Origin of the sequence: Lysobacter changpingensis (genome assembly GCF_017308985.1) — a bacterium.
GTDB classification, from domain to species: Bacteria; Pseudomonadota; Gammaproteobacteria; order Xanthomonadales; family Xanthomonadaceae; genus Lysobacter_J; species Lysobacter_J changpingensis.
This window is the reverse complement of record NZ_JADWPE010000003.1, coordinates 399440-420472: the sequence shown is the minus strand read 5'-3', so window position 1 is coordinate 420472 and position 21033 is coordinate 399440. Positions and strand designations below refer to the sequence as shown.

Here is a 21033-nt window from a genome sequence, read left to right as displayed (position 1 = left end):
GCCTCAGCCCGGCAGGGCGTGATGCGAGGGGGGCGCGAATCCTTGCGAAGGCACCTGGCCACCGCGGCATTTGCGGATGCGCCAGTCGGCCTGCACGCGCTCGATGCGCAGCGCGGCAGGGGAGGGATTGTCGGCGTGCCGGCTGTCGCGCACGGCGAAGCCGAGGCACTCGCCGGTGTCGGCGGCCACTTGCAGTCGCCGCAGCGCCGGGCTGTCGGCATTCGACGGCCAACCCAGCACCGCCGAAAACGCGGCGCTGCGCAGGCATTGCTCGAATGCCCACAACGCGCCCTTCGAACCGGCCTGCGCGTTCGTGTCGACGATTTCCAGATAACGCAGATCCACGCCCGCGCGTTGCCACGCCGGCGCGTACGGGCAGAACGGCGGAGCGATCAGCGCGACCAGCCGTCCGGCCTGCGTCATGCGTGCGATCGTCGGCACCAGCAGGGTGAGTTCGCCGACGCCTTCGACCGGAATCAGCAGTTCGCTCAGCGCGCCCTGCGGCCAGCCGCCGTGCGGCAGCAGTGCATCGAGCGCGGCGAAGCCGGTGGATTCGCCCAATGGCGCCGGCGCGGCCTGGCGCCCGGCGCGCCAGACGGTGCGCGCGGACAGCAGCGATTCCAGGGGGACGACGTGCGCAGCCATCAGTCGGTGCGGACCAGGCCGCAGTAGAGCCCTTCGATGGCGAAATCGCTGCCGGGCGGGACGTCGATGGGCGGGTAATCGGGATTGCGCGGCAGCAGGCGGATGCCGCGCGCCGAGCGTTCCAGGCGCTTGATGGTGATCTCATCGTCGATGCGCGCGATCACGATCTGCCCGTCGCGGGCATCGCGCGTGCGTTTCACCGCGACGAGGTCGCCGTCGAAGATGCCTTCCCCGCGCATCGAATCGCCCTGCACGCGCAACAGGTAATCGGGCGTGGTGGAGAACAGCGCGCGATCGATGTGCACCTCGCGTTCGACGCCGGCATCGGCGCCGATGGGCGCACCGGCGGCAACCCGGCCGAGGACGGCGAGGGTCAGGCGATCGTCGTCGCGCCGGGATTTCGGCCCGCGCGAGGCCAACCGGATTCCGCGCGCCTGGTTCGGCCGCACCTGCAGACGGCCGGCCTGTTCCAGCCGCTTGACGTGCTTGTGCGCCGCACAGGCCTGGCGGAAGCCGAACGCATCGGCGATCTGCTGCAACGTCGGCGGCAAGCCTTCGGCGTCGGTGTGATCCTGGATGAAGGCGAGGATCTGCGCCTGGCGGGCGGTGAGGTCGGACATCGGTACGGGCCTGGCTGAGGTAAAAATCTATTTACCTTCATCGCCGCGGGCAAGCCCGGGCGTCGGGCCGATGGAACCGCACCGGAGTATCACTGGGTGCGACTTCTTCTCAATCAGTGACTTACGTTGATGAGCTGAAGCTGGTTGGAGCTGCGGGGCTCCTAAGACGACCGCTGGACCAGCTACGGCCGGCCTTCAGTGCGTCTCAACGCTCGCCGAGTGACGTGTTGACCTCCGATCTCAGCGGCGCACGCCATGCACAGGCTTGCCGTTGGCGTCGACGAAGACGATGCCCTGATCCATCCCGCGATAGACGTAGTACACGTCGGTGCGGGATTTCACCGGTGTGGTGTCGTAGCCCGACAGGTCCGCATCGGGAGCGCACAGGCGTTCGATTTCTTCGGGCCATTGGTAGGCGTCGGCCTTGCGCTGGATCCAGCGGTCCACCCAGGGGCCGAGCGCCAGCATGTAGGCCCAGTGGCCGAGTGAGAATGCCTTGCGTAGCCGGCTTCGGTCGTCGGCGACAAAGCCGCTTGGCTTGCGTACGCGGCCAGCTGCCACGGCTTCGGGATGCGGCTGGATCGCTTCCAGGCCGTGCTCCATGTAGCGGCGGATGAATTCAATGCGCTCTAAGGCACGTCCGAACGTGGCTGAATCGATGGTGTCGAAAGCGGCGCGCAGCTCGTATGGGCGCCCGCGATAGGTGCGAGTCAGCCAGAGCGCATCCCTTCCCGCGTGCTGGTCGTACGGGATTGGGAAACAAAGCCGTATCCCGTAATGGGACCCAAGTTCCATGAACGGCCGTACATCGCGCCAGCGCAGATGTATGACTTCATCATTAAACGCCACATGCACCAGTTGTGCCCGACGGTTGAAGCGTACGCCGCCGCCTTTGTTTCCAGCACCCGAAGCCAACCAGAGGAAGAGCCAGGAACCAAGGAAGAACGGAGTACACCAAAGCAGAAGCCAGAACATATCGGTAATGTCCCTTTGCACACCGTTCTTGATCCCTTCGTACTCGCCAAACAGCGGAGCCAATATCAGAACACCAACCAGAGGAAATACGATTCCCCATCCCACCACCAGCCGCGCAAGGAAGGCCGTATCCCCCTCCATGCGAGGCTCGATGAACCGCTCGTTGAAGTAGCGCTCGTCCGACACATCGTCACAGAACCACAGGTCATCGGGATGCATGGCGAAACGAATCCCGGGCAACGCCACAAAATCACGCCGCTCATTCAGCTCCCGGCACTGCCGCTCGAACTCCGCCTTCGGGTCGGCCGGCGGAAAGGTATCCTCCGTCGTGTCGTTCACAGCCAGTTCCCTTCGGTCAGTACGTAGTCCGGATCGGTGAATCCATTGGGCCGATACTCCACCGCCGTCTTGCCGATCAGGGTGTTGGTGCTCAAGGTCAGATAGCCCACGCCGTCGATCAGCTTGATCAGTGCTGGATCATCGTAGGTGCGGCTGTTGGCATACAGCTCGCCCAGCTTCGCTGCCTGCTGCTGGGTCACCTTGTAGTGGCTGATCTGGGGCTGCCAGCCGGGCAGGGCGACCGTGATGGAGCGCACCCCATCGGGCAGTCCGCCATTGACGACAACGCCCATCGGCGTGACGGCCTTGAGTGCCTTCACACGTGTGCCGATGTCAGCGGCGCAGGCCATGCACAGGCTTGCCGTTGGCGTCGACGAAGACGATGCCCTGGTCCATCCCGCGATAGACGTAGTACACGTCGGTGCGGGATTTCACCGGTGTGGTGTCGTAGCCCGACAGGTCCGCATCGGGAGCGCACAGGCGTTCGACTTCTTCGGGCCATTGGTACGCGTCGGCCTTGCGCTGGATCCAGCGGTCCACCCAGGGGCCGAGCGCCAGCATGTAGGCCCAGTGGCCGAGTGAGAATGCCTTGGGTAGCCGACTTCGGTCGTCGGCGACAAAGCCGCTGGGCTTGCGTACGCGGCCAGCTGCCACGGCTTCGGGATGCGGTTGGATCGCTTCCAGGCCGTGTTCCATGTAGCGGCGGATGAACTCAAAGCGTTCCAATGCAGCACCGAAGGTGGCCGAGTCAGAAGTGTCGAAGCTTCCAGATTCCGCCAGCGGCCGGTTGTGAAAAATACGCTTGAAGGAGATCGGCTCTAGATACGATCGCAGTTGGGAGTAGGGAATAGGAAAACAGAGCCTTAGTCTGTAATCGGTGCCCAATTCCATGAATGCCCTCACCTCTTGCCAAGGCAAGTGCACCGCATGATCCAGACACATGACATGGACTACCTGCGCCACGCGATTGAAACGAATTCGGCGAATGCCTTTCCCGCCAGCCCACAGCCAAAAAAAACCAATTAGAACGAAGGGGACACATCCCAGCGCGCCCCAGAACCAATCCATCACGCTCTTGATTTCACCGAACAAAGGCGCGAGAACCAAGATAATGACTACCGGCATCACTATCCAGCATCCCGCCATCATCCGCGCAAGGAAGGCTATCTCTCCCTCCATGCGCGGCTCGATGAACTGCTCATTGAAGTAGCGGTCATCCGAAACATCATCCGTAAACCACAGGTCATCCGGATGCATCGCAAAATCAATACCAGGCAACGCCACAAAATCGCGCCGTTCATCCAGCTCCCCGCACTGGCGCTCGAACTCCGCCTTCGGGTCGGCCGGCGGAAAGGTTTCCTCCGTCGTGTCGTTCACAGCCAGTTCCCTTCGGTCAGTACGTAGTCCGGATCGGTGAATCCATTGGGTCGATACTCCACCGCCGTCTTGCCGATCAGAGTGTTGGTGTTCAGTGTCAGATAGCCCACGCCGCCGATCAGCTTGATCAGTGCTGGATCGTCGTAGGTGCGACTGCCCGCATGCAGTTCGCCCAGCTTCGCTGCCTGCTGCTGGGTCACCTTGTAGTGGCTGATCTGGGGCTGCCAGCCGGGCAGGGCGACAGTGATCGCGCGTAGGCCATCGGGCAGTCCGTCATTGACGATCATGCCAAGCGGCGTGGCCGCCTGCAGAGCTTTCAATTCATCGATGTCAGTCTCGATGCGCGGCTGCTGGAATAGGCGGTAGAACTCGCGCTGTTCTTCCATGTCATCCGCGAACGGCGGCAAAGCCTTGTCGCCGAACCACTTGTCCGATTGCCCCGTGCCCCACATGCTGCGTGCAACCCAGTCGGTGATCTTCTGTTCATCGGCTACCTTGTCGTGCCACGTGCGCAGCACGGTGTATGCGCCTTCCAAGACCAACAGTGTCCAGCCGATGGGACCGCTGCCGATTCTCGCAACGGCAGCAGCCCCGCGTAAGGCAAGGAGTCGAGATACTCCCCACTTTTCAAGGAATTCCGCATTTATCTTGCCTGCAAATTGCAGCCCTCCTATTGACGCCGCTACGGCCTGCACGGAAGCGCTGGCGGCACTGATCGCAGCTGCTTTGCCTTCTTCTGCGGAGATCGCATTTCCGGCGTCCTTGATCGCAATCATCGCTGCTACTGCCGCTGCTGCCAGAATCGCCCTGCGCTCAAAGCTTCTAGCCAATGCATCAGACTGCTCGGCCGCCGCCTTATCCCGGCGCGAAAGTGCCAAATCCCGCTGCTTCTCGTAATACGCCCGCTTCAACATCGCACTACCACCCACGCCCAACCCCAGCACCTTGCCGCCCGCATCCAGCGAATTGGCAAACGTCAGCCCGTTTTCACGCCCCAACGCCTTGAACGCCGCGTTGGCGCTGTAGGCGGATGCGAACAGGCCCAGTCCGCCCAATCCCAGTTTGGCGTTGTGCCAGAACCGCAGCCGCGTTGATAGTTTCGTGCTCTGGTCGAGCTGCGCCTGCACCTCCTCGCTGTCGTACACCTCGACCAGCGCACCGGCCGCGCGTTCCACCGTGCGCGGGCGGAAGCCGTTGACGCCATGGCCACCCATGCGCTCGCGCATCCATAGTCGCCGATGGCCTTGTCGTGGCTCCAGGGCCTCGCTTCGTGCTGCAGGTCATACCGAGGGTTGTGAAATGTCGCGTCCCGCTGCGTCACGCGAGTGGGCGCAAGTTGGCGGCGGTGCGCGAAGTGCCACAGGTGCGGTCGTGGTGCGTCGCCAGCCGGTGCAGGCTGGTACAGCACTTCGCCGTCGAGCGTCGGCGCGGTGTCGATGCGATCGGTCAACACCAGCCGCGAATGGGTGGCCCCTTCGGCCTGGTGCCAGTAGACGATGCCTTCCTCGGTCGCCAAACGGTGCAGGAACTCCGCATCGAATTCCCGGTATTGCACGGCGTACTCGCGCGGCTCGTGATGGCCGAGGAACGTCGTCTTCGAGCCCTGCAGGCGGTGTTCCTGCAGGATCGTCGCCAGGATCTCCGGCGCGTTGACCTGCTGGAAGATGCGGCTGTTGTGACGCAGTGCCAGACGCGCCAGCGGCGACTCGACGACGGCACGATATCGAGTGAGCCGGAAGCCGGTCTCGCACTGCTCGAACGCGGTGCAGATGCCGACCACTGTGCGCTCGGCAGCGCCATCGCGTTCGATCGTGAACACCGCTTCGCGATCCAGCAACTCCGCCGCATCGATCGCGTCATCGGCGCTGGAAAGATCCAGCTCCAGCCGGAACGCTTGCGAAACACCTTCGGTCAGCTCGAAACGGACCACATCCAGCGCCGGTCCTTCGCCCAACGCGAAGGAGAAGGCTACATCGGACTTCATACTTCTTATCCATGAAGTGAGCGAGCATCCTTGTAGCGGCTGCTGCAAATGGCTCGCAATCGGAAGAAGTCGTAAGTCCGTACTCGTCGTGCTTCCGGCGTTGACGCTGAGGCGCCTGATCGGCCGGGCATCGCAACGGGCGGGATCGGGCGTCGGCCGATGTGCCGCACCGGCATCGGATGGCCGGCCGTCTTCTAAACCGGCCTTGTGTCTACCGGTTCAAGCGGATTGGAATTCCGCGAAAAGGCGACCGCTGGAACAACCGCAGCTGCCCTTCAGTGCGTCTCAGTGCTCGCCGAACAGCGCATTGACCTCGCCATATGCCATGCGCTCTCCCGGCGCGGCGTGACCGTCCTGCAGGAATGCGCCCGCGAGTGCGCCCACATGCGCGAACGCGGCCTGCGCCAGGTCGGAGCCGGCGCTGAGGCGGCGCACGCCGAGGGCCTCCAGTTCCTCCAGTGTGGGCAGTCCGGGGCGCAGCATCACGTTGAGCGGCAGTCCGGCACCGGCGGCGACGTCGCGGATCGCGCCGGCGTCGGTCAGACCGGGAATGAAGAGGCCGTCGGCGCCGGCCTCGCGATAAAGCGCGGCGCGTTCGAGCACCATCGCCACGCGTTCCTCCGGCGGCGCGAGGCCGCGCAGGTACACGTCGGTACGCGCGTTGACGTAGACGTCCAGTCCGCGTGCGGCCAGCGTTTCGCGGATGCGCGCGAGCTTCGCGCACAACGCTTCGGGCGAGCCGCCGCCGTCCTCGATGTTGATGCCGACCGCGCCCGCTTCGGCCGCACGCACGACATTGTTCGCGACGACCGCGGGGTCGTCCGAATAGCCGCCTTCGATGTCCATGCTCAGCGGCACGCGGATCACCCGCGCGATTTCCTTCGTCGTCGCGAGCAGGTGTTCGATCGGCAACGTATCGCCGTCGGCGTAGCCGTGCGCCCACGCCACGCCCGCGCTGGTGGTGGCGATGGCGGGGGCGCCGAGGCTTTCGATCAGTCGGGCGCTGCCGGCATCCCATGCGTTGGCCAGTCGCAACACGCCCTGCGTGTGCAGCGTGCGGAAACGGGCGGCGTGTTCGGCGTTGCGTTCGTGCATGGGAGGCCTCGTGCGTGTGGGGACGGACGATAGTGCGGCAGCCGGGGGATGCTTACCGGCCGGTTTCGGACGTTATGGTGGACGCGCTTGCGGCGGCCTTCGCGTCCCAGTCGCGCAGCGCGCGTTCGACCGCGTCGACGCCGCGCACGGCGGCCTGCGCGTCGATCTGGCCGAGCACGTCCTGGTCGGTGTGGATCACCTGCATGACCTTCGCCGGCGTCGGCGATTTCTTGCCGGCGTAGGCGTCGAGCACCTGGGTGATCTCGGTCGCGCCCACCAGCGAATACGACACCGCCGGCCAGCCGGCGCGCAGGAAGGGCAGGTGATCGGTCGGCGGGTACTTCTCGCCCGGCGAGAAGCCCAGCCGCAGCGCCTGCGTCGCCGTGCGGCTGCTGTCCACCAGCGCCTGCTGGCCCTGCGCGGGCGCCATCATCCACAGCGTGTCGCCCCAGCCGAACACGTCGAAGTTCACGTACAGCGCGGGCTTGGTGGAACCGTCGGCGACGTACGCCTTCGAGCCGAGCAGGCCTTCCTCTTCGAGATCCCAGAACGCGATGGCGACGCGGTGATGCTTCAGCGGCTGGCGCTGGAAGCGCTCGGCCAGCGCGAGCACGGACGCGCTGCCGGACGCGTTGTCGGTCGCGCCGTGGCCGACGGCGACGCGGTCGGAATGCGCGCCGATCAGCAGGATCGGGGCGTCTGCGGGGCCGGCGACGTCGGCGATCAGGTTCTCGCCGGCCTTGCCGTTGGCTTCGAACGGCGCCTTGCGCCACGACAGGTTCAGGGCGTCCAGGCGGGCGGCGATCGCCTCACGGCGCTGGGCGTTCGGGCCTGCGTCGCTGATCGCGCGTACGTCGGAGAGCCATTGCGTGTCCGGCGATCGCGCGGCTTGCGCGGCCGTCGCGGGGCGGCTTCCGGTGTCCGCCGTGGCGCAGGCGCTGAGAAAAAGGATCGGAAGTGTCGCAACTAACAATCGGTGCATCGGTGGGGTCCCCCATTAGAATCCGGTTCAGTGTGCCCGAGGGCAGGGGACTTGGGATGGGCCGGAAGGCCATCCCCGTGCAGCCCCGGGCGACACGCAACGGTAACGGAGAGTAGGAATGGAGATCCGGGTTTTCATCATCGACGACCACGCCCTGGTGCGGACGGGGTTGAACCTGATCCTGTCGGGCGAGAACGACATCGAAGTGGTCGGCGACGCGGAGAGCGGCGAGGAAGCGCTGCCGCTGATCCGCAAGCTCAAGCCGGACGTGGTGCTGTGCGACCTGCACCTGCCGGGGCTGAGCGGTCTGGAAGTGACCGAGCGCATCGTCAAGGGCGAACAGGGCTCGCGCGTGATCATCGTGTCGGTGCTGCAGGACGGGCCGATGCCCAAGCGCCTGCTGGAAGCCGGCGCGTCGGGCTACGTCGGCAAGGGCGGCGATGCGGCCGAACTGCTGCGGGCGATCCGCGAAGTCGCGCGCGGCAAGCGTTACCTCGCCAGCGGCATCGCGCAGAACCTCGCACTGGCGGGCATCGACGGCGGCGCTTCGCCGTTCGACAGCCTGTCGCCGCGCGAGATGGAGATCGCGCTGATGCTGATCCAGGGGTTGCGCCAGGACGCCATCGCCAAGCGTTTGAGCCTGAGCGCGAAGACAGTCAACACGCACAAGGCGCGGTTGTTCGAAAAGCTCGACATCGCCGACAGCATTGCGCTGGCACGGCTTGCGAGCCGGTACGGGATCATGGATCCGACGCGGGCGATCTGAGGGCGGTGCCTTTATTCCCCAGGCGGGAATGAAGGTGGTGCTGCGAACAAGGGCACGCTTTCGCCGGATGAGGGCTCAAAAAAACACCGGCTGCCCGAAGGCAGCCGGTGTCTGATACCAGCGTGGAAACCGGGCGCGATCAGACGTGCCCGGATTCCTGCTTGCGCTCGGCTTCGTCCTTCACCGCGTGGACGTGTTCGGCGGCAGCCTCGGCGGGCGAGGGCGCGACTACTTCATCGGCCGCCTCGACGACCGCCTCCGACGCAGCGGATTCCGCACGCGTTTCATCGGCCTGCGCTTCGCCCGCCACCGAGGCTTCCACCGGCGCCGGAACGGGTGCGGTCTCGGCAGCGGCCGGCGCGCGCGTGTCGTGCGGCAGCGAATCGAACAGCCCCGCGGTGCGCGGAAAGCCGCCGTTGGTTTCGATCGATGCAGCGGCCGGCTCGGCCACCTGCGGACGCGAGTCGGTCACTTCCGCCTCGGACTGCTTCGGCGGACGCGCATCCTCGGCCGGCGCGACCGGGGCGGGATCGATCACGACCGGTTCCTCGACCTTTTCCGGTTCCGGGACGGGCTCGGGCATCACGGCCGGCGGCTCGACGACCACCGCCGGTGCGGCCGGCGTGTCCTTCGGCGCGTCCGGTTCCGGGCTGGCCGCGACCGGCGCGGTCGGCTCGTGCTTCGGAGTGGCGGTTTCTTCGATCGCCACCGTGGCGACGGCGGCGACGGTCGCGACTGCGGCCTGAGCCGGCGTCGCAACCGGGCTCGACGCCGCTGCCTTCGGCGCCGGCGCGGCAGGCGCCTGCGTCACGGACGACGGCACGGATGCAGCCGGCGTGGACGGTTCGTCGTCGAAGTCGAACTCCGGCTGCGAGCGCTGCGCGACGGGTGCCTGGGTCGCGTCGGCGGCGGCCGGCGTTTCGATCGCGTCGTCCTCGTCGTCGAGGAGCGACACGTCGTCGTGATCGTCGTGCAGCTGCGCCTCGTCGTTCGCCGAGGCGGCTTCACCGCCACCCCCACGACGGCGACGGCGGCCGCCACGACGGCCACGGCGACGACGCGCACCGCCTTCGCCCGTGCCTTCGCCCTGCGGCGCCTGGCCTTCGGCGTTGGCGACGGTGTCGGCGGACTGTGCGGCGGTCGTCGGCGCGGTGTCGGTCGCGTCGGACGCCACGGCGGCGGCGACCACGGCCGGAGCGACCAGCGCCACGTCCGCAGCGGTGGTGGCCGGCGTTTCCGGCTTCACGGCCTCGGTGCGGGCGACGTCCTGCTTCGCTTCGGCCTTCACCGGTGCGGGCTTGGGCTCGTTGCGCGGTGGACGCGGCTCGGCGGTCTGCTGCGCCTGGACGCGCTCGTCCACCTGCGCCTGCTGGGCCTGCTGGGCCTGCTGCGGCTTCGACTGTTTCTGCTGCTTGGGCTGCTGCTGACCCTGCGGCTGCTTGGGCTGCTTCTGCTGCTGGGGCTGCTGCGCCTTGTTCTCGCGGCGCGGCTCGTCGCGACGCTGTTCCTCGCGACGCGACTGCTGCTCGTCGCGACGACCGTCGCGACCCTGCTTGCCGTTGCGACCGTCGCGACGCTGCGCGTTGCGGTCATTGCGGTCGTTACGGCCACCGCGGTTGTCCTGCGAACGCGCGGCCGGGGCCGGTTCGACCGCGATCGGCGCGCTGGAACCACGGAAGAAACGCAGGATGCGTTCGACCACGCCGATCGAATGCGTCGGCGCGGCGACCGGCGCGGGCGCCTGTGCGGGCATCGGCGCGGCGGGCGGCTGCTCGCGCGGCTCGCGCAGCGGCGCCGGCTGGGCCGGCTTGACGTTGGTGACCGCCGGCGCGGCCGGAATGTTCAGATGGGCCTTGGTCAGTGCGTGCGTCGGCAGCTTGCGCGGGGTGCCGCGCTGGTAGCTCGGCTTGCTCGATTCCTCGCCCAGCTCGTTCTCGCGGATGCGCGTGACTTCGTAGTGGGGGGTGTGCAGCTGCTCGTCGGCGACGATGACGATCGGCGCGTCGTGGCGTTTCTCGATCTCGCTCAGCGCGCGGCGCTTCTCGTTCAGGAGGTAATTGGCGATCTCGGTCGGCGCCTGCACCAGCACCTGGCCGGTGTTTTCCTTCATCGCGTGTTCTTCGGCCAGGCGCAGGATCGACAGCGACAGCGACTCCACGCTGCGCATGCGGCCGTGGCCTTCGCAGCGCGGGCAGACCAGCTGGCTGGATTCGCCCAGCGAGGGACGCAGGCGCTGGCGGCTCAGTTCGAGCAGGCCGAAACGCGAGATGCGGCCGATCTGCACGCGCGCGCGGTCCTGCCTGAGCGCATGCGCCAGACGGTTCTCGACCTCGCGCTGGTGCTTGTTCGAGGCCATGTCGATGAAGTCGATCACTACCAGTCCACCGAGGTCGCGCAGGCGCATCTGGCGCGCGACTTCCTCGGCCGCCTCAAGGTTGGTGTTGAACGCGGTTTCCTCGATGTCGCCGCCCTTGGTGGCGCGCGCCGAGTTCACGTCGATCGCGGTCAGCGCCTCGGTCTGGTCGATGACCAGCGCGCCGCCGGAGGGCAGGCGGACTTCACGCTCGTAGGCGTTCTCGATCTGCGATTCGATCTGGAAGCGGTTGAACAGCGGCGTGTCGTCGGTGTAGTGCTTGAGCTTGCGCAGGTTGTGCGGCATGACCTGCTCGACGAAGTCGCGCGCCTCGCCGTACATCTCGGGCGTGTCGACCAGGATCTCGCCGATGTCCGGGCGCATGTAGTCGCGCAGGGCGCGGATGATCAGGCGCGATTCCTGGTAGATCAGGAACGTGCCCGGCTTGCTCAGCGCGGCCTCGGCGACGGCCTTCCAGACCTGCAGCAGGTAGTCGAGGTCCCACTGGAGTTCCTCGGCATCGCGGCCCACGCCGGCGGTGCGGATGATCACGCCCATGTCGTCGGGGATGTTCAGCGCGTCCATGGCGCGCTTGAGCTCCGCGCGGTCCTCGCCCTCGATGCGGCGCGACACGCCGCCGGCGGTGGGCGAATTGGGCATCAGCACCATGTAGCGGCCGGCCAGCGAGATGAACGTGGTCAGCGCCGCGCCCTTGTTGCCGCGTTCTTCCTTGTCCACCTGGACGACGATTTCCTGGCCTTCGCGCAGCAGTTCGCGCAGGCCGGCCTTGTTGTGGTCGACGCCGGCCTGGAAATAGTCGCGGGAGATTTCCTTCAGCGGCAGGAAGCCGTGGCGCTCGGCGCCGTAATCGACGAAGGCGGCTTCGAGGGAGGGTTCGAGCCGGGTGATGCGGCCCTTGTAGATGTTGGACTTCTTCTGTTCCTTGGCCGGCTGTTCGATGTCGATGTCGTACAGGGTCTGGCCATCGACGATGGCAACGCGCAGTTCTTCCGCCTGCGTCGCGTTGATCAGCATTCGCTTCATTGTTGCGTTCCTCGCGCGCTCCTGCGCGTGGTCGGCGCAGGACGCATGCGTCCTGCAGCCGCGGAACGCCGTGGGGCGTTTCGCCTCTGGATACCGCAAGCCGCGCGCCGGTCGCATTGGATGCGGGGCCTGGCGCTGCGGCCTCAAGTTTTCCAGCGCTACGACACCACGGCACGCCGCGGGAGCGCTTAATTGTTTCTTCCGGACAACTTAGGGACCGGCGGCGCGAAGGCCGCGCGGGACGTGTTCATCACGGGCGGTTTGACCCGCGCCGGCGAGGTCGGGTTCCGCCGGGCCATCGCTGCTAACATGGCTGCCCCGGGGGCAGTGGCTAGGCGCGGACCGGAATCGCAGGAAAGGGCTTTCGGCCTTTGGAGTGCAACTTCCTGCGAAATCAAAACCTTATCTCGCGTCGCGAGTGTAACAGATAACCCCCGCAGGATGACCCATTCAGACCCGAAGAACCGGCCGGGCCGGACTGCCGCCGAGCCACGCCCGGCCAACGATGCCGCCCAGGTGCGTACGGTGCGCGTGCCGGACGACCGCGCCGGGCAGCGCCTGGACAACTTCCTTTTGGGCCAGCTGAAGGGCGCCCCGCGCTCGCTGGTCTACAAGATCGTGCGGTCCGGACAGGTCCGCGTGAACGGCGGCCGTGCCAAGGCCGAACGCAAGCTCGAGGGCGGGGACGAAGTGCGCATCCCGCCGGTCCGGCTGGGCGACACCGGCGACCGCCCGGCGCCTCCGAAGGGCCTGCTGGACGCGTTGGAAGCGGCGATCGTCTACGAGGACGCCCGCCTGCTCGCGCTCAACAAGCCCTCCGGCCTGGCCAGCCATGGGGGCAGCGGGATCAGCCACGGCGCGATCGAATCGCTGCGTGCGCTGCGACCGGGGCAGACGCTGGAGTTGGTCCACCGGCTCGATCGCGACACCTCGGGCCTGCTCGTCATCGCCAAGAAGCGCTCCGCGCTGACCGAGCTGCAGGCGCTGATGCGCGAGGACGGCGGCATCTCCAAGCGCTATCTGGCGCTGCTCACCGGCCGCATGCCCGACGGCGTGATGGCCGTCGACGCCCCGCTTCACATCGGCCTGCGCCAGGGTGGCGAGCGGCACGTCCAGGTGAACCCGGCCGGCAAGCCGTCGCTGAGCCACTTCAAGGTGCTCGAACGTCGCGGCGGGCAGTCCTATTGCGAGGTGCGGATCGAGACCGGCCGCACCCACCAGATCCGCGTCCACGCCCAGCACATCGGCCACCCCATCGCGGGCGACGACAAGTACGGCGAGGTGGACGCCAACAAGCGCCTGCGCGAGCAGGTGGGCCTCAAGCGGCTGTTCCTGCACGCCTCCACGCTGGAGTTCGCGCTGGACGACGGCAAGACCCCGTATCTGCTCAACGCCCCGCTGGCGCCGGAGCTGATCGACGTGCTCGACCGGCTGGCGTGAGCCACCACTGGCCTGCTGAGCAAGAGGAACGCCATGCGTACGGTTCCCTATCCCCATCCGGGCGAAGTGCTCAGGGAGGAATTCCTCGAGCCGTGGAGGTCACCGCCTAACGGCTCGCGCGCGACATTGGCGTGCCCGCAGACGCGCATCGGCGAGATCCTCGCGGGGCGTCGCGTCATTTCGGTCGATACCGCGCTGCGGCTGTCGCGTTACTTCCGGCAGTCGGATGCGTTCTGGATCAACCTGCAGCGCGATTACGAAATCGGCGTCGAGCGCGACCTGCACGGCGCCGAGATCGCGAAGATCAGGCCCGGGTCGAACCAGACGGCGTGAGGCTCAGCCGCCGCGGCGGCGCTGCTCGTCCAGCACGAAGCACGACTGCGGACGCACCTGCGGCGGATTGAAGTTCACCGGCACCTGCAGGCGCGTGGGTTGCGGCTGGCCGCCGCGGGTGGCGGGCTTGAACGTCCAGCCGCGCACGCCCTCCAGCGCCGCCTTGTCGAGCGCGACGTTGCCGCTGCCGCGGAAGACTTCGACCGAACTCGGCTTGCCGTCGATGCCCACCGTCATCGCCAGCACCACCTGGCCGCCGACGTTGTCGCAGGCCAGTTCTTCGGGATAACCCGGCGGCGGGGTGTCGACGGCCAGCAGTTCGGTCGTCGGCACCGGCGGCGCGGGCGGCTGTTGCGGCTGGCACGCGGCCAGCGAAACGAGCGAAAACGCGAAGCCGGCGACGAGCGCGATGCGAATGCGGGAAACGTCCATGCAGGCAACCTCGGGCGTGTGCGGTCAGTCGACCAGGGCTTCGGCCTTGGCCGCGCAGATGAAGTCGTTCTCGCTCAGGCCGCCGACGTCGTGCGTCGAATAGCGCACGACGCAGCGGTCGTAATGCACGCCAAGGTCGGGATGGTGGTCCTCGCGATGGGCCACGAAGGCCAGCGCGTTCACGAAGGCCATCGTTTCGTGGTAGTTGCCGAATCGGAACGTCTTGGCGATGGCGTGGCCGTCCTCGACGATCTCCCAACCCGGGATCTGCGGCAGCAGTTCGCGCACCCTCGCTTCGCTGAGGCGGTGCTCGGAGCCGCGCCGGGCGATGCAGTGGGCCTGGGCGAGGGGAATCAGGTCGTTCACGGCGTAAGGCTCCTTGCGGGACGGGCCGATCGAATGCAGGCCGACTGAATGGAACGCATCGTCGGCGATCGCGGGTGACGACCGCGCCATCTGAATGCGTGGACCCCGGTAGAATACCGCCATGATCAATATTTCCGAATCCGCCCAGCGTCACTTCCGCAAGCTGATCGAGCGCGAGTCCTTGCCCGGCCTTGGCGTTCGTCTCTCCGCGGTCCACGCCGGAACGCCGCGCGCCGACGTGCGGCTGGAGTTCGCCGAGCCCGGCGACCTGCAGGGCGACGAATGGGCGGTGGACTGCGAAGGCTTCACGATGTGGCTCGACGCGGCCAGCGTGAAGTTCCTCGACGGCGCGGAGATCGATTACGAAACCCAGTCCACCGGCGGCCAGCTGCAGATCCGCGCGCCGAAGATCAAGGGCGAGGCGCCGGCCGAGTCGGCCTCGCTGGTCGAGCGCGTGCACTGGATCGTCGAACAGGAAATCAATCCGCAGCTCGCCTCGCATCGCGGCCACGTGTCGGTGCAGGAAGTCACCGCCGAGGGCGTCGTGGTGCTGCGCTTCGGCGGCGGTTGCCACGGTTGCGGCATGGCCGACGTGACGTTGAAGCAGGGCATCGAGAAGACGCTGCTGAGCAAGGTGCCCGGCGTGACGGCGGTGCGCGACGCGACCGACCACGCCACCGGCGACGCACCCTACATCCGCCGCGACAGCGCGGCCTGACGCGGAACCGGCGACGTAGATGTTCTCCGCCGCCGATCTGATCCACGCACTGCAGCGAAGACTGCAGCTCATCGCGCCGCACCTGCGCCGCAAGCCGGGCGACTTCCCGCCGGGCTGGCAGGCGTGGTTCGACGGCATGGCACAGCGCATGGGCGAGGTGCGCGGCGCGACCGCGGACGCCATCATCGCCGTGTTCCTGCAGCGACCGCTGGCCGAACGCCCGCGGCGCCTGCGCGACCTCACGCGCTGGCAGGCATTCACCACGCTGATGCGCCAGGACTGGTCGCGCGATGCCGACCGCTGGGACAAGTACGATCGCCGCACGCACTGGTTCGCGGCGACGTTCACGATCTTCTGGCACATCTTCTTCGGCGCGCTGCTGCTGTACCTGATGTACCTGCGCTTCATGGCCGCCAGCGCGCCGCCGCCGCAGGGCGAGGAGGTGACGATGATCGAGTACATCGGCACCGGCACGCCGGAGGAACCGGGCGGCGGCGCGAACGAACCCACGCAGCAGCCCGAGGCGACGCAGGCGCCCGCGCAACCTGCGCCCGCGCAACAGCCCACGCCCGCCGAACAGACGGCCGCCGCCGAACCCGCGCCGCAGCCACCGCCCGCGCCGGCGGTGCCGACGCCCCCCGTGCCGACGCCGACGATCGACGCGCCGCTGCCCGACGTCGCGCAACGCGAAGTGCCCGAGCCGCAACTCCCGCCGCCGGCGCCGCAGGTCGAGCAGGCCGTGACCGTGAGCGAGCCGGTGCCGGACGCGCCGCAGGTCTTCGTGCTGCCGCCCACGCGTCGCCAGCCGGCCGAGCCGACGCTCGCCGCGCCGGAGCTGACCACGCCGGTGCCGCCGGTGCGGACGGCGGAGGTCGCCGAACCGGTGCAGCCGGTGCGCCCGCAGATCGCGCCGCGCGACATCGCCGCGCCGGCCATCGAACAGCGCACGCGCGACATCGCCGTTCGCGAAATCCCGGCGCCGGTCGCGCGCGTGCAGACGCCCACGTTGCCCGAACTCACCGTGCCAACGCCGCAGGTGCGCGCGGCCGAGCAGACCGTGCGGACACGCGAAGTGCCCACGCCTCCGACGCCTGCACCGCCCGCGCCAGCTCCGGCGCCGTCGGCTCCGGCGCCGTCCGCCGCCGCCCCGGCGAGCACCGCCGCGACCACGCCGGCCCCTTCGGCGAGCCCGTCGTCGGCCGCGCCGAGCACTGCCGCGCCGTCCGCCGCACCCGGTGCGGCGGCGCCTTCGGGTACCGCACCTACCGCACCGCCCACCGCCGGTCGCGGCACGCAGCCCGCGACGGCGGGGGCGGGTCCGCGGCCCACGCCATCGCCGGGCACCTGGTCCACGCCGCGTCGCGGCGATGACTGGGGTGAGAGCACGCGCAACGCGCCGGGCGGACAGCGCGGCCTTACCCCGGGCCTGTACAACCGCGACGGCAGCCTGCGCGTGCCGGAACCCACCGGTTCCGCCTCGCCGGGCCAGCCGCCGGGCGCGATCACCCAGGAAATCCGCGACCTCGACCGCTCCGGCACCTGGCTCAAGCGCAAGCCGACCGATTTCGAACCCACATCGTTCGACAAGTACTGGGTGCCGGACGAAACCCTGCTCGCCGAATGGGTGCGCAAGGGCATCCAGAAGGTGGCGATCCCGATTCCCGGCACGAACAAGCGCATCGAGTGCGTGGTGTCGATGCTCGGCCTGGGCGGCGCCTGCGGCCTGAGCGATCCGAACCTCAACGACCAGGAAGCGCAAGCGCGCCCGCCGCCGGACATTCCGTTCAAGCCGGAACTGCAGGAAGACAACGGCAGCGTGAGGCCGTAACCGGCGGCGACATGCGATGACGCGCATTCAGCGCGTTCATCGCGCACGCGAAGTCACGCACCCCTCACGAAGCGGCCCCGATCGCCAATCGCACGCGCCCCGACGATCGCACGTGCGTGCAGCGCCTCGCGCAAACCTCGACGGCAAGAATTTCGGCGCCGGAAAGATTTCTCCGCACTCGCACCCGCGCACGCCGTGCTGAAGCGTGCGCGCGCTGGCATGCGTTTTGCGGCGCGTTTTCCTAGCCGTCTCACGCTTTCGAACCGTCACGCATGAATCCGCCCTCGCATCCACGGCTTGTTACGTCGTGGCTGAACGATGTCCGCGCAGTCTTTACATGCCGCGCGGCACAGTCCGCCTGCGAGCGCTTGCCGCTTCAAGCGCGCGAGATCCGCGACGCACGCAGCGCATCCGCGGTGCGGCGATACATCCATCTGCAGGGCATGCATCCACACAGGAGGGTAGTCCAGTGCCTGACGAGCGATCGGGAACCGGTGAATTGAAGGCCGTTGCGCAAGACGCGATGCGGCTCGGCGCGCGTGCCCTGGAAACGGGACGTGCTTGGTTGAGTGGAAGGAGAGGAACGATGAACGAACGTGATGTTTCCACGCGCTACGAAGAACGGCTGCGCCAGCAGCGCCATGAATCGGGGATGGGCGGCCGTTCCGATTACGGGCAGGGCGCGCGCCGCTGGGGCGCCGGCGAAGACTGGGACGACACCAGCTACGGCCGCACGCAGGGGCGTTATGCCGGCGATTACGAGACCGGCTCGGCCGCACGCATGGGCCGGCAGTACGGCAGCGGCATGGGCCGCGATGAACAGGACTGGTCGCAGGGCCGGCGCGAATCGCAGCGCTGGGGCGAGCAGGGCACCTACGGCGCGCAGGGCAGCAACGAATTCGAACGCTACGGCAGCAGCGAGTACGGACGCGACCGCGACTTCAGCGGCCAGTTCGGCGAGCGCGGACGCGGCGATTACGGCAGCAACCGCGAATACGGCAACCAGGGCCACACCAGCCAGGGTTATGGCGGGCAGAGCTACGGCCAGGGTTACGGCTCGCAGCAGTACGGCGACGACTACGGCGGCCAGGGCCGCGATCGCGCGTACGGCACCGAATACGGCAGCCAGCGCCGCTACGAAGGCCAGCAGGATTACAGCAACCAGCGCGGCTCCGGCACGCAGGCCTACGGGCAGGGCGAACGCAGCTTCGGCTCGCACGGCTATGGCAGCGGGCGCGAATATCGCGGTTACGAAGGCGGCGAATCGGGCCGTCGCGCCGGCAGCCGCAACTGGGAGCGCGGCTATGGCGAAGGCTACGGCATGTCGTCCGGTTACGCCGACGAACAGGCGTATGGCGGGCAGTACGGCACGAGTGGCTACGTGACCGGTTACGCCTCCGACACCGAAGGCGCGCAGTCCTTCGGCGCCGGCAGCCGTCATCGGGCGATGACCGGCATGTCGCAGCGCGGCCAGCAGGGGCGCAACTATCGCGGCATGGGCCCGCGTTCCTACACGCGTTCGGACGAACGCCTGCTGGAGGACATCAACGAGCGCCTGACCGAGGACGATTACCTCGACGCGACCGAGATCACCGTGCGCTGCGTCAATGGTGTGATCACGCTGGAAGGCACGGTCGCCGAGCGCTGGATGAAGCACCGCGCCGAAGACCTGGCCGATGCGAGCAGCGGCGTGAAGCAGGTCGAGAACCGCATCCAGGTGCAGTCGCAGCGTTCGGGCAGCGAACAGCAGCGCATGGGCGAATCGTCGACGACGCAGGGCCGCACCTCGGCTTCGTCGAAGCAGGGCGCCAGCAGCACCAGCGCGAGCGGCACGACGGGATCGTCCACCCGCGGCGGCGACAACCAGGGTGCGTCGTCCCAGCACTGAGACGTGACGGTCACGCTGGGAATGCACGGAAAGGCCCGCGAATCGCGGGCCTTTCCATTGCGGAAGTCACTGGAGGAGTGAGAAGCGGGATGTCGGAAAGTGAACGGCGAGCGCCACCGGCCACTCCTCACTTCTCTCTCCTCACTCCTGCTTCTCCGGCTCCGTCACCAGGTCGCGGCAGCGCCGGCAGCCCGCCTCGGCGCGCTTGAGGTGTTCGCGCACGCGTTCCGGGTCCGCGCCGTGGTCCAGCATCGCCAGCGCCGTGGAGACGGCCATGGTGATCACGTTGAGTTCGTTGCGAAGGCCGTGCCGCCAGCGGCGTTCGGCCGCTTCGTCGAGCGGCGTGGTCGCGTTCACGCGTCCGCATCCCGCGCGCGCAGGCGCGCAAGCTGGTTGTGGATGGTGCGCACGCTCACGCCGAGCGCGCGCGCCGTGCGCGTGCGATCGTTGTCGAAGTAGGCGAGGGTGCGGCTGAGCATTTCGTGTTCGATCTCGGCGTACGTCATGCCGACGGTGAACGTCACCGAGCCCGGGTCCGCGTCGCTCGCGCGCATGCGTCGCGAATTCGGCCGCATCCGCACGATGCCGTCGTCGCTGCCAAGGAATGCGCGCTGCACCGCGCTGCGCAGCTCGCGCACGTTGCCCGGCCACGCATGACGACGCAGGGTGCGGTCGGTGCCGTCGGCGAAACGTTTGTTGGTCGCATGGCGCACGTTGAGCAGGTCGAGGAAATGTTGCGCCAGCATCGGCACGTCCTCGCCCCGTTCGCGCAGGTTCGGCAGCGCGATGGTGAAATCGGCCAGCCGGTAATACAGGTCTTCGCGCAGCGTGCCGGCGTCGAGCGCGGCATGCGGATCGCGGTTGGTGGCCGCGACGATGCGCACGTCCACCGGGATGTTCTCGCTGCCGCCCACGCGTGTGACGGTGCCGGTTTCCAGCACGCGCAGCAGGTACACCTGCAACGCCATCGGCATCTCGGTGATCTCGTCCAGGAACAGCGTGCCGCCGTGCGCCTGTTCGAAGTAGCCGGCGTGGCGCGCATTGGCGCCGGTGAAGCTGCCGCGTTCGTGGCCGAACAGATGGCTGGCGAGCAGTTCCGGCGAGATCGCGCCCGCGTTCACCGCCACGAACGCGCCATGCCGGCCGCTGCGCGTGTGCACGGCGCGCGCGACGAGTTCCTTGCCGGTGCCGCTTTCGCCGGTGATCAGCACCGAAGCCTCGGAAGGCGCGACGCGTTCGATGTCCTCCATCACCTGCCGCATCGCCTCGCAGGCGCCGACCATCCCGAACCGCATCTGCGCGCTGCGCGAACGCGCGTATGCGGCGGCGGCCTGGGAGAGCAGGGCGTCGAACTGCTCCGGGCACAACGGCTTCAGCAGGTAATCGTAGACGGGGCGCGACACGGCCTGGATCGCCGATTCCACCGACGGCTGGCCGGTGACGATCACCGCGTGGTCGTGTTCCGGGAGCGCCGGGTCGTCGAGCAGATCCATGCCGTTTCCGTCGGGCAGTTCCAGGTCGAGCAGCAGCAGATCGAGCGGCGGCAGGTGGCTGAACTGCCGCGACTGCTCGATGGAATGCGCCACGTAGGGCTGGAATCCGCGCAGGCGCGCGAAGTCGGCCGCGGACGCAGTGAAGTCGCGATCGTCATCGACGATCAACAAGGATGCCGGCACTGGAGATCTCCCTCTTGAGGCCGTCAGCCTATGCGCCTCGAAGTTAAGGCGCCTTGAAGAACGTTCAACGGCGAAGGAAACATCTTCACGCGAAGTGCGACGCCTTCACGCCGTGAAGGCGCGCAGCGGCGCACCTCGGTGTGCGTAGCGTCATGTTCGCGAAGATTTTTCA

At 67.7% G+C, this 21033-nt stretch carries 19 protein-coding genes; 6 read left to right on the top strand and 13 right to left on the bottom strand.

Annotated features, from left to right (window positions below):
• Positions 1–3: 3 nt before the first annotated feature.
• The 8 genes from imuA to I4U41_RS08725 form a co-directional block, all read right to left on the bottom strand.
• A complete protein-coding gene (imuA, locus tag I4U41_RS08760; protein WP_206860764.1) occupies positions 4–645 on the bottom strand; it encodes a translesion DNA synthesis-associated protein ImuA in 642 nt (213 codons plus the stop codon).
• On the bottom strand, positions 645–1265 hold the full coding sequence (gene lexA / locus I4U41_RS08755) for a transcriptional repressor LexA (RefSeq protein ID WP_206860763.1): 621 nt from the start codon (positions 1263–1265) through the stop codon (positions 645–647). The genes imuA and lexA overlap by 1 nt, the downstream gene beginning before the upstream one ends.
• A gap of 240 nt (positions 1266–1505) precedes the next feature.
• Complete coding sequence (locus I4U41_RS08750) at positions 1506–2579, bottom strand: hypothetical protein (protein ID WP_206860762.1); 1074 nt, start codon at positions 2577–2579, stop codon at positions 1506–1508.
• Positions 2576–2929, bottom strand: coding sequence for a hypothetical protein (locus I4U41_RS08745; protein ID WP_206860761.1), 354 nt, complete (start codon positions 2927–2929; stop codon positions 2576–2578). The genes I4U41_RS08750 and I4U41_RS08745 overlap by 4 nt, the downstream gene beginning before the upstream one ends.
• Positions 2913–3956, bottom strand: coding sequence for a hypothetical protein (locus tag I4U41_RS08740; protein ID WP_206860760.1), 1044 nt, complete (start codon positions 3954–3956; stop codon positions 2913–2915). The genes I4U41_RS08745 and I4U41_RS08740 overlap by 17 nt, the downstream gene beginning before the upstream one ends.
• A 976-nt stretch (positions 3957–4932) precedes the next feature.
• Positions 4933–5940 (bottom strand): type VI secretion system Vgr family protein, encoded by a 1008-nt coding sequence (locus tag I4U41_RS08735; RefSeq protein ID WP_206860759.1) that lies wholly within the window; start codon positions 5938–5940, stop codon positions 4933–4935.
• Between the two features lie 285 nt (positions 5941–6225).
• On the bottom strand, positions 6226–7035 hold the full coding sequence (locus I4U41_RS08730) for an isocitrate lyase/PEP mutase family protein (RefSeq protein ID WP_206860758.1): 810 nt from the start codon (positions 7033–7035) through the stop codon (positions 6226–6228).
• Positions 7036–7087: 52 nt separating this feature from the next.
• Positions 7088–8017, bottom strand: coding sequence for a M28 family metallopeptidase (locus I4U41_RS08725; RefSeq protein WP_206860757.1), 930 nt, complete (start codon positions 8015–8017; stop codon positions 7088–7090).
• Positions 8018–8135: 118 nt separating this feature from the next.
• On the opposite strand from I4U41_RS08725, the gene I4U41_RS08720 reads away from it, so the two are divergent.
• Positions 8136–8783, top strand: a complete 648-nt coding sequence (locus I4U41_RS08720) for a response regulator (RefSeq protein WP_206860756.1) — start codon at positions 8136–8138, stop codon at positions 8781–8783.
• A gap of 139 nt (positions 8784–8922) precedes the next feature.
• On the opposite strand, the gene rne is transcribed toward I4U41_RS08720, so the two are convergent.
• Positions 8923–12180, bottom strand: a complete 3258-nt coding sequence (rne, locus tag I4U41_RS08715; RefSeq protein WP_206860755.1) for a ribonuclease E — start codon at positions 12178–12180, stop codon at positions 8923–8925.
• A gap of 441 nt (positions 12181–12621) precedes the next feature.
• Here rne and I4U41_RS08710 point away from each other — a divergent pair, with 441 nt between their 5' ends.
• Both I4U41_RS08710 and I4U41_RS08705 read left to right on the top strand, forming a co-directional pair.
• Positions 12622–13620, top strand: coding sequence for an RluA family pseudouridine synthase (locus I4U41_RS08710; RefSeq protein ID WP_206860754.1), 999 nt, complete (start codon positions 12622–12624; stop codon positions 13618–13620).
• A 33-nt stretch (positions 13621–13653) separates the two neighbouring features.
• Positions 13654–13953 carry a HigA family addiction module antitoxin gene (locus I4U41_RS08705; protein WP_206860753.1) on the top strand — a complete coding sequence of 100 codons (300 nt, stop codon included), beginning with the start codon at positions 13654–13656 and terminating at the stop codon, positions 13951–13953.
• Between the two features lie 3 nt (positions 13954–13956).
• Here the strand turns inward: I4U41_RS08705 and I4U41_RS08700 are convergent, their stop codons facing one another.
• On the bottom strand, positions 13957–14385 hold the full coding sequence (locus I4U41_RS08700) for an energy transducer TonB (protein WP_206860752.1): 429 nt from the start codon (positions 14383–14385) through the stop codon (positions 13957–13959).
• Positions 14386–14409: 24 nt separating this feature from the next.
• The gene (locus I4U41_RS08695) at positions 14410–14751 is read right to left on the bottom strand and encodes a 4a-hydroxytetrahydrobiopterin dehydratase (protein WP_206860751.1); all 342 of its coding nucleotides are present in this window, start codon (positions 14749–14751) and stop codon (positions 14410–14412) included.
• A gap of 121 nt (positions 14752–14872) precedes the next feature.
• Here I4U41_RS08695 and I4U41_RS08690 point away from each other — a divergent pair, with 121 nt between their 5' ends.
• The 3 genes from I4U41_RS08690 (at position 14873) to I4U41_RS08680 (ending at position 19185) form a co-directional block, all read left to right on the top strand.
• Complete coding sequence (locus tag I4U41_RS08690; protein ID WP_206860750.1) at positions 14873–15469, top strand: NfuA family Fe-S biogenesis protein; 597 nt, start codon at positions 14873–14875, stop codon at positions 15467–15469.
• Positions 15470–15488: 19 nt separating this feature from the next.
• Entirely contained in the window at positions 15489–17297 is a 1809-nt protein-coding gene (locus I4U41_RS08685) for a transmembrane repetitive protein (RefSeq protein WP_206860749.1), read from the top strand.
• A gap of 586 nt (positions 17298–17883) precedes the next feature.
• Positions 17884–19185: a BON domain-containing protein gene (locus tag I4U41_RS08680; RefSeq protein ID WP_206860748.1), complete on the top strand. Its 1302-nt coding sequence runs from the start codon at positions 17884–17886 to the stop codon at positions 19183–19185.
• A 141-nt stretch (positions 19186–19326) separates the two neighbouring features.
• Here the strand turns inward: I4U41_RS08680 and I4U41_RS08675 are convergent, their stop codons facing one another.
• Both I4U41_RS08675 and I4U41_RS08670 read right to left on the bottom strand, forming a co-directional pair.
• The gene (locus I4U41_RS08675) at positions 19327–19542 is read right to left on the bottom strand and encodes a hypothetical protein (protein ID WP_206860747.1); all 216 of its coding nucleotides are present in this window, start codon (positions 19540–19542) and stop codon (positions 19327–19329) included.
• The gene (locus I4U41_RS08670; protein ID WP_206860746.1) at positions 19539–20861 is read right to left on the bottom strand and encodes a sigma 54-interacting transcriptional regulator; all 1323 of its coding nucleotides are present in this window, start codon (positions 20859–20861) and stop codon (positions 19539–19541) included. The genes I4U41_RS08675 and I4U41_RS08670 overlap by 4 nt, the downstream gene beginning before the upstream one ends.
• Positions 20862–21033: the final 172 nt, after the last annotated feature.

What these genes read in the sequence shown, in the direction of transcription:
- imuA (WP_206860764.1), bottom strand. Translation starts at nt 645, where the DNA reads ATGGCTGCGCACGTCGTCCCCCTGGAATCGCTGCTGTCCGCGCGCACC.
- lexA (WP_206860763.1), bottom strand. Translation starts at nt 1,265, where the DNA reads ATGTCCGACCTCACCGCCCGCCAGGCGCAGATCCTCGCCTTCATCCAG.
- I4U41_RS08745 (WP_206860761.1), bottom strand. Translation starts at nt 2,929, where the DNA reads ATGGCCTGCGCCGCTGACATCGGCACACGTGTGAAGGCACTCAAGGCC.
- I4U41_RS08735 (WP_206860759.1), bottom strand. Translation starts at nt 5,940, where the DNA reads ATGAAGTCCGATGTAGCCTTCTCCTTCGCGTTGGGCGAAGGACCGGCG.
- I4U41_RS08730 (WP_206860758.1), bottom strand. Translation starts at nt 7,035, where the DNA reads ATGCACGAACGCAACGCCGAACACGCCGCCCGTTTCCGCACGCTGCAC.
- I4U41_RS08725 (WP_206860757.1), bottom strand. Translation starts at nt 8,017, where the DNA reads ATGCACCGATTGTTAGTTGCGACACTTCCGATCCTTTTTCTCAGCGCC.
- I4U41_RS08720 (WP_206860756.1), top strand. Translation starts at nt 8,136, where the DNA reads ATGGAGATCCGGGTTTTCATCATCGACGACCACGCCCTGGTGCGGACG.
- rne (WP_206860755.1), bottom strand. Translation starts at nt 12,180, where the DNA reads ATGAAGCGAATGCTGATCAACGCGACGCAGGCGGAAGAACTGCGCGTT.
- I4U41_RS08710 (WP_206860754.1), top strand. Translation starts at nt 12,622, where the DNA reads ATGACCCATTCAGACCCGAAGAACCGGCCGGGCCGGACTGCCGCCGAG.
- I4U41_RS08705 (WP_206860753.1), top strand. Translation starts at nt 13,654, where the DNA reads ATGCGTACGGTTCCCTATCCCCATCCGGGCGAAGTGCTCAGGGAGGAA.
- I4U41_RS08700 (WP_206860752.1), bottom strand. Translation starts at nt 14,385, where the DNA reads ATGGACGTTTCCCGCATTCGCATCGCGCTCGTCGCCGGCTTCGCGTTT.
- I4U41_RS08690 (WP_206860750.1), top strand. Translation starts at nt 14,873, where the DNA reads ATGATCAATATTTCCGAATCCGCCCAGCGTCACTTCCGCAAGCTGATC.
- I4U41_RS08685 (WP_206860749.1), top strand. Translation starts at nt 15,489, where the DNA reads ATGTTCTCCGCCGCCGATCTGATCCACGCACTGCAGCGAAGACTGCAG.
- I4U41_RS08680 (WP_206860748.1), top strand. Translation starts at nt 17,884, where the DNA reads ATGAACGAACGTGATGTTTCCACGCGCTACGAAGAACGGCTGCGCCAG.